Here is a 13,355-nt window from a genome sequence, read left to right as displayed (position 1 = left end):
GGTCACGGTGATCAACACCGAAACCGTCACCCCGAGGCCGCTGACCAGCGCAAACGACGCGCCGACAGGACACCCCAACTGGGGAATTTCAGAGAGCAGGACTGGCCCTATTCAGAGAGCACCATCAGCTCAGCGACGAAGCCGGGGTCGGTGCGGGGACTGTCGGAGCCTCGGCGCATCATGGGTTCACGCGGCCTTCACGGCCACAGAAGAAACGCGGCCCCCTGTTGCAGCAGGGAGCCGCGTGATGTTCCAACTGAAGAGTCCCGGAGTCGCATCCAGAACTAGGGAACGGTGGTGAGGGTAGAGGCGATTGCCGCAGCCCGCTAGTGCGAGCTTGATCACCGGCGGGTTCTTGTCTTGTTGGCTGTCCGGAGGTGGCGGCGTACGTGCGAGTGCGCCGTAGTTCCTCGCACCTCCACCACCGAAGGGTTCCTTCCTGTGCCCCCACGTTCTTCCTGCCGCCCGGTGTCCCTCTACCGTCTCGACGGTGGCCTTGACCTGGCGGAATACCTTCTTTCCGTTGAATCTGCCGACACCATCGTGAACCAGCGTGTCCTTCTCGGCGACGTGGAGTGTCTAGCGGTGGGCGGCGTCCTGCGCTCGGAGGCGCCGTCGTGGGCCGATCACATGCACTCCTTGACCGGCATCGACTTCAGCTTCTCGGGCGACATGCCGTTCGGGGTGCTGCTCGTGCCCCTACCGCCCTGGACGTATGCCCTGACCTGGGGATCTGGTCATCTTCTCGTCGACAACGAACTGGTCGAGCAAGGCTTCGGCTTGATGTTCGGCATCCGCCGGCTGGACTGCAGCCGACTCGGCCTCGTGGCCAGCTCGGCGCTGGACGTCACGGCTCGTGCCACGCAGACTTCCTTCCCGGGCGGTAGCGATCTGGGTGGCTTCCAGATCGAGCCGTACGGCGAACTGGTCAACCGCATCGCTGGCCCTGCGGATCTCCGCGGCCTGACCTACGGCCGGGAGACCGACAAGCCGTACCGTATCAAGGTCAGCAACGCGCTCTGGGCGCCGTTCGCTCGCGATCCTCACGCCCTGCTGGCCGACCTCCGGGCGGTCGGGGAGGCCGTCGACGAGCCCGACGAGCACTCGGCGCTGCGCTTCGCCGCCCAGACACGTCCGCTGCCGAAGTCGCACGTGAAGCGGGCCGCGCTCGAGTCACGGCTGGCTGCCGCACTGGGTGGTGACGAGACCGCCGGTGTGCTTGGACTGGCCTGGCCGGATGACGTCGTCCGTGACGTAGAGGAGGCTGGCTCCTTCAGGATTCAGCGGCTCGGGTCGTCGAGTCCGTACGTGGTCGACACGAACATCGAACTTAACGACTTCACCGAGCGGTTCAAGTCCATCGCGGCCCAAGACCGCCTCGAGAACCTGCAGGCCGCGCGCGTTCTGCCGTGCCTCGACGATGTCGGGCAGCAGGAGTTCGCTTCGCAGACCTCACTACGGAAGTGGTTCGTGTTCGAGACAACCATGGACAACGTCCGGTACTGCTACCACCAGGGCAAGTGGTTCCGCATCGGCGAGGGCTTCGTGGAGCAGATCCGCGAGCAGGTGGCCGCACTGCTCAAGAACCGGAGTGACCTGTCGTTCCCGCACTGGACGCCGACCGGGCAGCGAGACGACGAACACCGCTTCTGCGAGCTCACGGCCAAGCAGGATGGCTACCTCTGCCTCGATCGGAACTTCGCTTCGACGCCCTTCCACCCGCGGTTCGAGCTCTGCGACGTCGTCGGGCCTGCCGATGAGATGGTGCACGTCAAGTGGCTCGGCGGCGCGCCGGCGGCTAGCCATCTCTTCACTCAGGCCCAGGTCGCGGCCCAGGCCATCCGGGATGAACCTGAAGCGGTCCAGCAGCTGAACGACAAGGTCAGGTTGCTTGAGCCGCATCGCGCCCCGATGGATCCTTCGGTGGTCGTGCTCGCGATCGCCGGCCGGACATGGGACGTGGACCAGCTGTTCACCCTGTCCCAGCTCAGCCTTCTCCGGCTGCATCGGACGCTGCGTCACCTGCGGTGCACTCTGCAGTTCGCCGATATCCCGTACACCCCGAAGACGCGATCGAAGGCTGTGAAGGCCGCTGCTTGACGCGGCAGGCCAGAGAACTCGCGAGACCTTCGTTCCTGATGCCCGTGAGCTGCTCCCTTGGCGCAGCTCACGGGCATGCCTCTCAAGGCTCCGCCGACGCGCCGGAGGAGGTCGAATCAAAACGTCGGTAGAGCCGACTATCGTGAACTGATACCTGCAGCGAGTCACGCTGAGTGACGCGCTGTTGCTACTCGGTGAGCGAAGGACGGACGGCGAAGATGGCTAGGCCACTTGACCTCAGGCAGACCGTAGAACCGAGTCGGTTGGCGTCGGCCGGATCGAAGGCGGTGGCGTAGCTGTGGCGCTCAAGAAGTCTGACCTCTACAGCTCCCTGTGGCGCAGCTGCGACGAGTTGCGCGGCGGGATGGATGCCAGCCAGTACAAGGACTACATCCTGACGCTGCTGTTCGTGAAGTACGTCTCCGACAAGGCCAAGGCCGACCCTGACAGCCTGATCGACGTCCCGAAGGACGGATCGTTCGATGCCATGCTGGCTGCGAAGGGAGATAAGGAGATCGGCGAACGCTTCAACACGATCATCGGTGCGCTTGCCGATGCCAATGGCTTGCGCAATGTGATCGACCTAGCCGACTTCGACGACGAGGAGAAGCTCGGCAAAGGCAAGGAGATGCAGGACCGGCTCTCGAAGCTGGTCGCGATCTTCAACGATCTGGACTTCCGCGGCTCCCGCGCCGAGGGCGATGACCTGCTCGGCGACGCCTACGAGTACCTGATGCGGCACTTCGCCACCGACTCAGGTAAGAGCAAGGGGCAGTTTTACACGCCGGCCGAGGTTTCGCGGGTGGTGGCGAAGATCTTGCAGATCCCACGCAATACTCCGCACGCGCGGACGGTATATGACCCGACCTGTGGTTCCGGTTCGCTGTTGATCAAGGTGGCGGACGAGAGCAAGTACGGGCTGTCCATCTACGGCCAGGAAAAGGACAATGCGACCTGGGCATTGGCGAAGATGAACATGATCCTCCATGGCTATGAGGATCACGAGATCGCCAAGGGTGACACGATCACAAGCCCGTACTTCACCATTGGTTCTCAACTTCAAAACTTCGACTACGCCGTTGCTAATCCACCGTTCTCGGTCAAATCATGGAGCAATGGACTCGAAAACGAGTACGGCCGCTTCGAGTATGGGCGACCGCCGATCAAGAACGGCGACTACGCCTTCCTGCTGCACATCCTGAAGTCACTCAAGAGCAATGGCAAGGCTGCGGTGATTCTGCCTCACGGTGTGCTGTTTCGCGGCAACGCCGAAGCCACGATCCGCCAGCGTTTGCTCAGGCAGGGCTTCATCAAGGGCATCATCGGCCTGCCAGCGAATCTCTTCTACGGCACCGGCATCCCAGCCTGCATCATCGTGCTCGATAAGGAAAACGCAGTCGGCCGTACCGGGGTATTCATGATCGACGCATCCAAGGGCTTCGTGAAGGAAGGACCCAAGAACCGCTTGCGCAGCCAGGACATCCACAAGATCGTCGATGTCTTCACGCGGCAAGCGGAGATCAAACGGTATTCACGAATGGTGCCGCTGAGCGAGATCGCTGACCCGAAGAATGACTACAACCTGAACATTCCGCGCTATATTGACTCGTCAGAGCCGGAGGATATCCAAGACTTGGCCGCCCACCTGTATGGCGGCATTCCGGACCGCGACCTCGATGCTCTCGGCAGATACTGGGAAGCGTTTCCGCAGCTGAGGAGCCAGCTCTTCAAACCGAGCCGCCCCGGCTACAGTGACCTGACCGTCGACGTGAACGAAGTTCAGCAGGCTATCCTCGACTCACCCGAGTTCCAGAAGTTCGCTGTTGAGGCTCGCGACCTGACCGCCGAATGGTTCAACACCCACCGCGCCGCACTAGCGAGCGTTGATGCCAATACGCAGCCGAGCGATCTAATCGCCACCATTAGTGACGACCTCCTGGCCCGATTTAAGCCCGTGCCGTTGATCGACGAGTACGACGTCTACGAGCACCTCATGACCTACTGGCACGGCGTCATGCACGACGACGTATTCCTGATCATGAACGAGGATTGGGGCGACGCCTCCAAGCCCCGCAAGACTATCAACGACAAGGACCGCAACCTTAGTGAGACGCCGGATTTGGTAGTCGGCTCGGGGCGTAGCTCCACGAAGTACAAGATGGACCTCATCCCGCCCGCGCTCATTGTCGCTCGCTACTTCTCTGAGGAGCAGGCCAAGCTCGACGAGCTCACCGCTGCAGCTGAGAAGGCCAGCGGCGCGTTGGAGGAGTATCTCGAAGAGCACGCGGTCGAAGATGGCTTGCTGAGCGAGGTGATGGACGACGGTAAGATCACCAAGATACTTGCAGCCGCTCGGCTCAAGGAAGCTCGACACGATGGGGCCGCCCCAGAGGAGATCGAGGCGCTTCGACAGCTGATCAAGTTGTACAACGACGAAGCCAATGCCAAGAGAGCTGCTAAGGAAGCCCAAGTTGAGCTCAACCTATTGACCCTTCGAAAGTATGGCGACCTTACGGTGCCAGAGATCAAGAGACTAGTTCTCGATGACAAGTGGCATGCGACGGTCGTAAATCATGTCGCTGGTGTAGTCAATTCGCTGACGCTCGCATTGGTCGGCCGAATGCAACAGCTCGGCGAACGGTACGCGGAGACGGTTCGGCAGCTGAATGCGTCTCTTGCGGAGATTGAAGCAAAGGTCGAGGGGCACCTTGCCTCGATTGGGGTTCATCAATGAATTCCCGACGTAGTACGATTCCGCCGGGTTGGCAAGTCAAGACCTTGGCTGAGCTTGGCGGTCAGGTTACTAGCGGATCGCGAGGTTGGGCTGCGTTCTATGCGGATCATGGTAGCCTTTTTGTTCGTATCACAAATCTTGATCGAAGCAATATTCGCCTCGATCTGAGCAATTCGCGCTACGTTCAAGTCGATCCGAACGACGCTGAGGCGCGCCGGACGCAACTTGCATCCGGCGACCTGCTTGTGTCGATCACGGCCGACATTGGGATCATTGGATATGTCGACGAGTATGTCCCTAAGCCTGCGTACATCAACCAACATGTCGCGCGGGTACGCTTGGACCCTAATTTGGTGGATAGTCGATTCGTGGCGTATTACCTGGCCAGCTGGGAGCCGCAGCGTAGTTTTGTCGGATCGACTGACACTGGGGCCAAGGCTGGGATGAATCTTGCCGCCGTTGCGGCGCTGTCGACTGTGGTGCCGCCATTGGCGGAGCAATCGCGGATTGCAGATGCTCTAACGGATGTCGACGACCTCATAGCCACGCTAAAGCGAGCGATCGCCAAGCAGCGGGCAATCAAGCAGGGCTTGGTTCAACAACTTCTCGCAAGTCGGTCCAGTTGGCCCGAATCCACCATTGCCAATCAGTTCCATGTTCAACTTGGGAAGAGGTTCGATGCGGCCGTAAACCGGGGCGAACTTAAACCTTGTATGACAAACCGCGGGGTGCGTTGGGGGCGAATCGAGCCCGCTGAGACTGTGCAAGCACCATTGACAAAGCAGGACACCGCAGATCTCAGACTTGTGGCAGGCGATGTCTTGGTGTGTGAAGGTGGCGAAATCGGCCGCGCGAGCGTATGGAACGACGAACTGCCTGAATGTTACTATCAGAACACTCTTCATAGGCTTCGCGCTAAAGGTAGTTATCGTCCTCAGCTGCTTGTTGCGTTTTTAGAGTACCGGGCAAAGACCGGCGCTTTAACTGCAATGGTTGGCAAGTCCAGTCTTGCTCATTTGACCAAAGAGAATCTAATGAGGGTTCCGATTCCGGTTCCTTCAGTGCGCGAGCAGGATGCTATTACCGGCGTACTTAAGGATAATAATGATTTGATCTCTGATCTTGAGCGCCGGCTCGCCAAAAATCAGGCAGTCAAACAGGGAATGCTGCAGGAACTGCTGACGGGGAGTACCCGCCTGCCTGTCGAGGAGGAAGTCGCGTGAGTGACGTCGGGCAGGCCGAACGTAAAACGCAGGAGCGTGTGATCAAGCTCTTTCAAGAGCGGCTCCGCTATGATTACTTGGGTAACTGGGAGTATCGCAAGAACAATTCGAATATCGAAGTCAATCTTCTGACGCAGAACCTCAAGGCCCGAGGCTACGACGATAACCTAATCAACAAGGCTCTCGACCGGTTAAAGAAGGCGGCTGCGGTCGGCGGCGGCCGAGGTCTCTATGAGGCCAACCGCGAGGTTTACGACCTGTTGCGCTACGGCGTGAAGGTGAAGCCCGGTGCAAGCGAGCACCACCAGACGGTCTGGCTCATCGACTGGGGCAATCCGGACGCGAACCACTTCGCAGTGGTAGAAGAAGTGACAGTGCTCGGTGCACACGCGAAGCGACCCGACATCGCCCTCTACGTCAACGGTCTTGCGCTCGTCACGCTGGAACTTAAGCGGTCGCGGGTAGCAGCGAGCGAGGGTATCCGCCAGACAATTGGGAACCAGAGGCCTGAGTTCGTCCGGTCATTCTTCTCTACCGTCCAGCTAGTCATGGCAGGAAATGACGTCGAAGGCCTGCACTACGGCGTGATCGACGCGCCGGAAAAATATTGGTTGAACTGGCGTCTGACCTCCGACATCGACCCGGTCACGCGTGCGGAAATTGAGCGTGACTCCGCCGGCGTCGAGGAGCCTCTTGACCTAGGACTCGCGCAGGTGTGCGCGAAGCACCGGTTGCTCGAGATTATCCATGACTTCATCGTCTTCGACGCGGGTGTCAAGAAGACCTGCCGGCCAAACCAGTACTTCGGTGTCAAGGCTGCGCAAGTGCGGATTGCCCGGCGTGAGGGCGGTCTTCTCTGGCACACCCAGGGCGCCGGCAAGTCTCTCACGATGGTCTGGCTGGCTAAGTGGATACGGGAGTCTCAGGTTGGCTCCGATCCGAGGGTCTTGCTGATCACCGACCGAATCGACCTGGACGAACAGATCGAAAAAGTCTTTAAGGGCGTCGGCGAGCAGATCTATCGCAGCAGTAACGGCATCGACCTGGTCGCAACACTGAACAAGTCTGCCGAGTGGCTCATCTGCTCCTTGGTGCATAAGTTCCGTGGTTCTACTGAGGACTCGGCACGTGATGAGGCCGGAGCAGACTTCATCAAGGAGCTCAACGCCAAAATTCCCAAGGACTTCAAGGCCAAGGGAAATCTGTTCGTCTTCGTTGATGAGGCACATCGCACGCAGTCTGGCCTGATGCACAAGGCTATGAAGGAACTGCTGCCCAACGCGATGTTCATCGGCTTCACCGGCACACCGTTGCTCAAGGACGACAAATCTGCCACGATCGGCCAGTTCGGTACGTTCATTCACACCTATAAGTTCGATGAGGCGGTCCGAGACGGCGTCGTGGTCGACTTGCGCTACGAGGCTCGCAACATAGACCAGAATCTGACGTCTCCTCAGCAGGTAGACAAGTGGTTCGAGGCCAAGACGAGAGCTATGACGGACTTGTCCAAGGCCGAGCTAAAGAAGCGTTGGGGCACGATGCGAAAGGTCGTTTCCTCTGAGCCTCGCGCCAAGCAAATCGTCCAGGACATTTTGCTGGATATGGAGACCAGGCCTCGCCTGATGGATGGGCGAGGCAATGCGCTTCTAGTGGGCGGTAGTATTTACCAGGCTTGCAAGTTCTATGAGCTGTTCTGCAATGCTGGCTTTCAGGGAAAATGCGCGATTATCACCAGCTACGAGCCCAGCCCCGGAGACATCTCCAAAGAGGACTCTGGCGAAGGTAACACGGAGAAGATTCGCCAGTATCACATCTACCGTAAAATGCTTGCTGATCACTTTGGTGAATCTGAAGGCGACGCCATGAAGAAGGTTGACCAGTTCGAGAAGGAGGTCAAGGAGAAGTTTATCAATGAACCTGGTCAGATGCGACTGCTCATTGTGGTCGACAAACTGCTGACTGGCTTCGACGCGCCGAGTGCGACTTACCTCTACATCGACAAGAAGATGCAGGATCACGGCTTGTTTCAGGCCATCTGCCGTGTCAATCGACTCGATGGTGAGGATAAGGACTACGGCTATATCGTCGATTACCAGGACCTCTTCAATTCCCTGGAATCAGCGATCAAGAACTACACTTCTGGTCCTCTCGAGGGTTTCGATAAGAAAGATGTCGAGGGTCTCTTAGCTGACCGTTTCGAGAAGGCGAAGGAAGACCTTGACGACGCGCTAGAACGTATCCGCGCAATCTGTGAGCCAGTCGCTCCACCGAAGGGAACGCGACAGTATCAATTGTACTTCGTTGCTGCCGAACCGGGTAACGCGGAGCAGATCAAGGTCAATGAGCTCAAGCGAGTACAGTTGTACAAGGCTGTGTCGGCCGTAGCTCGCGCCTATGGCAACCTGGCTAACGAGATGACCGTCGCGGGTTACACCTCTGAGGAGGCGCTGGCGATCAAGGCTGAAATCTCGCACTACGTCGCCGTGCGAGACGAAGTTAAGATCGGCGCGAAGGAAAACATCGACTTCAAGCAGTACGAGGCCGGCATGCGCTTCTTGCTTGACACTTATATCCAGGCCGGAGCCTCCGAGGTCGTATCGAACTTTGAGGACACCGGGCTCATTGAACTCATCGTACAGATGGGTGCCGGCGCGATTGACAAACTTCCCGATGGAATCAAGCGGGATCCCGAAGCGGTCGCGGAAACGATCACTAACAACATACGTAAGGTCATCGTCGACGAGCGCGCGATGAACCCGAAGTACTACGACAAGATGTCAGAGTTGCTGGACGCAATAATCGAAGAGCGGCGCGCGGGGGCCCTTGAGTACGAGGCGTACCTCGCGAGACTTCTCGAAGCCGCGAAAAAGCTCGGTGCGAAGGAGTCGGATACTAAGTATCCCGACTGGGCCAACGACGGCGCGAAGCGCGCCCTGGTAGACTTCTTTGCCTCCGACGCGGAGCTGCCGATCGCTATCGACGCTATCGTGAGGAACACGAGGCCCGACTCGTGGGTGGGCAACCCACTTAAGGAGCGTAGGGTCCGCAACGCGCTCAAACGCGTCCTTCCCGACGACTTTGATCGGCTTGAGGAACTATTCGAGCTGGTGAAAGCGCGCCATGAGTACCACTAGTGCGTACCTCACTATTCGTGGGATTGACGTCGACGTCGTCTACAAGGACATCAAAAATCTGCATATCGGCGTTTATCCACCGATGGGGCGTGTCCGGGTTGCTGCACCGGAGCGTTTTGATGACGATCAAGTACGTCTCGCGGTCATACAGCGGCTACCGTGGATCAAACGCCAACGTGAGCAGTTCGAAAACGCGCGGCGTCAGTCCGAGCGCGAAATGATCAGTGGTGAGTCGCATTACGCGTGGGGTGTCCGGTACCGTCTGCGGGTTATCGAACGGCCGGGGCGGGCACACTTTGAAGTCGGAGCTGGCCGCTTGCTGCTCTACGTCCCGGCAGGTACTCCTCCTGACCACCGTCGTCTCCTCCTTGACGACTGGTACCGCGAGCAGGCAAGGCGTGTGATTCCGAATCTTGTGGCCAAGTGGGAACCGGTGCTCGATGTTTCTGTCCCTCGGTGGAGCATCAGGCGCATGAAAACCAAGTGGGGCTCTTGCAATCGCGAGACTGGCCACCTCTGGTTCAACCTTGAACTTGCAAAGAAGCATCCAGAGTGTCTCGAGTACATTGTGGTACACGAGATGAACCATCTGATCGAACGCAGCCATGGCCAGCGCTTCACGAGGCTGATGGATAAGGCAATGCCAGATTGGCGTGCGCGAAGGGACCGGCTGAATGAGGCGCCACTGGCCGACGAGGCGTGGGAAACCGGTACCCAGTAGAGCGAACATCGAGTCGGCGACCTGAAGAAGAAATCCGAGTTTCGTAGTTAGGCCCTGCAGAGGTGTATAGTGCTCTAGTTGAACCGTGATCTTAGATCTGCAGCCCGCGGATCAGGCACGATCCTCAGCGGCTCTTGACGCGGCAGTCGTGCGAGTCTTATGCCAGGCCGGCTCATGGAGGGAGAACCGCCTTGACCTCGATAGGGTTAAGCGAGTATGGACTGCGACTACGGTCTGCTGCGGATGCATTGCTCTCAATCCAGGGGCATGATAACGGCTGGGGCCTCACTCCGACGTCGGTGTCTTCGATAGTTAATACCTCCGAGGTTCTAAGGATCCTTCAAGCGGCCGGAGTAAAAGGGCAGCCAATCTTCGATGCGGCAAAGTTCTTAGCAAGGTCGATTCCGCAACATGCCCGTCCGCGTCACGAGGGAGGCCGAGGGGAGAATACAAGATTCGTATGCTTTGGGTTGCGTGGTTTGCTCGAGTTTCCGCAGATTGTTTTTCGTGAAGACGACCTGCTGGAAAGTGTTCTTTGGTGTTTGGCGTGGTTGGAGCGTCACAAGATTGAAGGAGGATGGCCGGAGGTCGCGGGAATTAATGATGCTTCGATTCATCAAACGACTCTGGCTGTTTTGGCGCTTTCGCGACTGCGAGATTCGCTTCTCGATTTCGGTAGTGAATATGAGGTCCACGGCTCGACGACTGTCGGAAGTGTCTTAGAGCGTGTGCGCGAGCTTATAGCGCATGGAGTGCGAGGCTACCTTTATCATAGACGTAGGGACGGCTCTTGGGGATGGCGTACCTACGTTGATACTGCATCCAGTCCTAGTAAGACTTCTCTGTGCTTGCTCGCTACTTCGGCGGCTATAGATGGAAACAGTGATCAGCACTCGTCTATTAATGGTGATTCGCACTTTGAAGTCGGTGGAGTGACTTCCGGTGTTGAATCGTTGCAGTTGCGAGAAGTGATTGCAGGAGCGACGCAATGGTTATTGCGTAATCATGTCCGTTGGGAAACCTTGATTGAGGATGACAAGGATGTTCAGGGGACGTCTTGGAACCATATGGCCTACGCGCTTTGTGTGCATGCTGCGCTGGAGGGTGGTGCCAACCCATACGATTCAAGGCTGAAGTCGGCTTGGAGTTATATGGGATCGCTTTGGGATGCTGAATCGAAGATATGGGCGGAGCGGGGAGTCTCGGGGAGAAACCCGACGATTAGAGCTTCCTACTATACGGTTTGTGCCTATGAGCAGGCACGGGTAAGACTGAGTGACATTAGCATGGAGGAGCAATCCGGTGTTGCGAGATCAGCAAGGTCGAACAATGTAGACGACGGGGTGAAGGTTACATCTGTCCGCGCCGAGGGCAACGAGAAGATTGTCGTCGAGACTGTTACCGGAGACAGGTATGAATGCGTGGCGACTGGAAAGCTTCTGAAGTTGATTCAATTATTGCTTTCCGATCCGCGGAAGCCGCACTCGCGCCAACAGCTGGCGCGAGAGATGGCTATTTCTGTTAATTCAGTGCCGAAGTATGTTCAACGTCTAAACGATAGGATCACTGATGCGTCCGACGGTAGGGTTGTCCAGCTAATCAGGTCGAAGGAGTCGCCGGAAGGACGGGGGTACCAGATCTTGGATTAGTTCACGTTCTTTGTCGAGTCGGGATGGTTGCGAATAGCATACTTGGCCAGCGAACGAACTTGATCGAATGTTTTAATATTGTTAATTTCGTCTAATGCAAACCATCTAGCGTCATACACTTCGGATAGCTGGGGTGTTACGACAGAACTTCTGTCAGTTCGACGCATGAAGAAGAACTGAACGAGCGCAGGCTGCTTGAACCCCTCGCGCTCAAGGTCGACGTAAAATGGAATCGGCTCTGGAGTTGCATTGTTGTCGGCTGGGTGGATTTCGGGGCCGGCGGACAAAGCTTCTACCTGTAGGCCGGTTTCTTCGCCGAATTCGCGGACGGCAGTCTCGGCAAATGTCTCGCCGGCTTCAATGTGTCCTCCGGGGGGGACCCACTTGTCGAAACCATTATGGTGCACGAGGAGGACGAGGTCGTTTTCGACGAGATATCCGGCGCAGATGAGAAAATGGCCGAGGTCTTTGTGTTCCCCGTAGCGGTATATCTGAATTGGACCTGTCGTCACGTTATTACTATAACAAGGTTTGTGACACTACGTCCATCGGGCCCATGACAGCCTCTGTGACATGTCACAGGCTTGTAGGATGTCATGTCAGGGTGCATGACAAGTGTGATGTCACCGTGTGCGTGCCCTGAACGTGCTCGGATCTTCCTTAGCGCCGTTGAGTGGCGCGGCGGCGAGCTGGTGCTCGTGGGACCGGCTCCGTAGAGGAGGAAGCGGCACGATGGACGTTACTACGTGGCTCGGCGTGGAGCACTGGGTGATCCTCGTTAGCGATCAACTCTGGGTCCGCGTTCTCGCGATCCTTGGGGCTCTGATCCTGATTTTCCAGATCATAAGGCTAGCCGGCCGGTTCATTGGGTGGATGCGTCGAGCGATGCGTCAGGTTCGGCGACTTGTGCGTGCGTGTGTTCGCTCGGTTGCTGCGTGGGTCGAGCGGCAGGAGCAAGGCCGATAAGTTGGCTAGGTGGTGCGACTCGCTGCTTCGACGAGATCGGGCGGTGCGGGTCCTGCCCTTCCAGAGGCTAGCGTTCTCGTCCTTGCGTATCGCGGGTGCGCGCTCCTCGTTCGACCAGCCGGGCTCGGACTGTGTTGGCGGTTGTGCCAAGCATGGCTCCGACCCGAGCGAGTGACCAGCCAGCTGCATAGAGTCGCGCCGCTTCGTCGATTTGGTCCGGCGTCAGCCGTCCTCGGATCTGGACACCGGCGCGGTGCAAGATGCCGCTCACGGTCTTCCGATTGATCTTGAATCGCTCGGCGAGGTCGTACACAGTGTCGCCGGCCTGGTAGGCCGCGGTGAGCTCGCCGACCTGCTGATCGCTCAGTCGCTTGGCCCGTCGCTGCTTACTCCGTTTGGGCGTAGATCTGGTCGGTGTGGAAGTGGTCGGAAGACGCAGGATAAGAGCTTCAAGCGTCCTGACTTGCACGTTCGTGTTGTAGTGGCTTACCCCGAGGTCCACGCTTCGAAGGCCCGTACCCTTGAGAGTACGGGCCTTTATTTTCGGGGTCGCCCGGTCCCATCGCTGAAGTGTGACAGCAGGTTGACTTTCACCGCGACCACGCTTGGAAGTCGATCGTCGCAGTCCTGACAGGTGCACTGCGATGGTTCGACGGTGGCAGTCGGATCGAAGTTCTCCGGTCGGCCTTCCCCGGGGCCCACGATGCTTGGACTGGTCGATCCGCTATAAGTTGATCTTGTCCGGTTGTGGACTGGTGGGTATTCATCGGGCCCGGGATCCTTCGGCGCACGGGCGATGGCTCTCGATCGCGGGCGAAGGGGGACCGT

The 13,355-nt window shown here is 58.1% G+C and carries 7 protein-coding genes; 6 read left to right on the top strand and 1 reads right to left on the bottom strand.

The features are described from left to right. Positions 1-468: 468 nt before the first annotated feature. The 6 genes from M8542_RS31435 to M8542_RS31410 all read left to right on the top strand — a co-directional run bounded on the left by M8542_RS31435 (position 469) and on the right by M8542_RS31410 (position 11,561). On the top strand, positions 469-2,100 hold the full coding sequence (locus tag M8542_RS31435) for a TIGR04141 family sporadically distributed protein (RefSeq protein WP_257923900.1): 1,632 nt from the start codon (positions 469-471) through the stop codon (positions 2,098-2,100). 298 nt (positions 2,101-2,398) lie between these two features. Continuing rightward, a complete protein-coding gene (locus tag M8542_RS31430; protein ID WP_257923899.1) occupies positions 2,399-4,834 on the top strand; it encodes a type I restriction-modification system subunit M in 2,436 nt (811 codons plus the stop codon). Between the two features lie 44 nt (positions 4,835-4,878). Continuing rightward, positions 4,879-6,057 (top strand): restriction endonuclease subunit S, encoded by a 1,179-nt coding sequence (locus M8542_RS31425; RefSeq protein ID WP_257923898.1) that lies wholly within the window; start codon positions 4,879-4,881, stop codon positions 6,055-6,057. After that, entirely contained in the window at positions 6,054-9,191 is a 3,138-nt protein-coding gene (locus M8542_RS31420; protein ID WP_257923897.1) for a type I restriction endonuclease subunit R, read from the top strand. The genes M8542_RS31425 and M8542_RS31420 overlap by 4 nt, the downstream gene beginning before the upstream one ends. Further along, complete coding sequence (locus M8542_RS31415; protein ID WP_257923896.1) at positions 9,178-9,912, top strand: M48 family metallopeptidase; 735 nt, start codon at positions 9,178-9,180, stop codon at positions 9,910-9,912. Before M8542_RS31420 ends, M8542_RS31415 begins: the two co-directional genes overlap by 14 nt. A gap of 479 nt (positions 9,913-10,391) precedes the next feature. Further along, positions 10,392-11,561 (top strand): hypothetical protein, encoded by a 1,170-nt coding sequence (locus M8542_RS31410; RefSeq protein ID WP_257923895.1) that lies wholly within the window; start codon positions 10,392-10,394, stop codon positions 11,559-11,561. Here M8542_RS31410 and M8542_RS31405 read toward each other — a convergent pair. Continuing rightward, entirely contained in the window at positions 11,558-12,073 is a 516-nt protein-coding gene (locus tag M8542_RS31405) for an NUDIX domain-containing protein (protein WP_257923894.1), read from the bottom strand. The two genes, M8542_RS31410 and M8542_RS31405, sit on opposite strands and share 4 nt — an antisense overlap. Positions 12,074-13,355: the final 1,282 nt, after the last annotated feature.

The sequence above is a fragment of the Amycolatopsis iheyensis genome (genome assembly GCF_024703995.1).
Lineage (GTDB): Bacteria > Actinomycetota > Actinomycetes > Mycobacteriales > Pseudonocardiaceae > Amycolatopsis > Amycolatopsis iheyensis.
Note: the sequence above shows the minus strand (reverse complement) of the source record. Positions and strands in the feature narration are given on the sequence as shown.

Excerpts from the sequence above, each read along its gene's own strand:
- M8542_RS31415 (WP_257923896.1), top strand. The coding sequence starts at position 9,178 with ATGAGTACCACTAGTGCGTACCTCACTATTCGTGGGATTGACGTCGAC.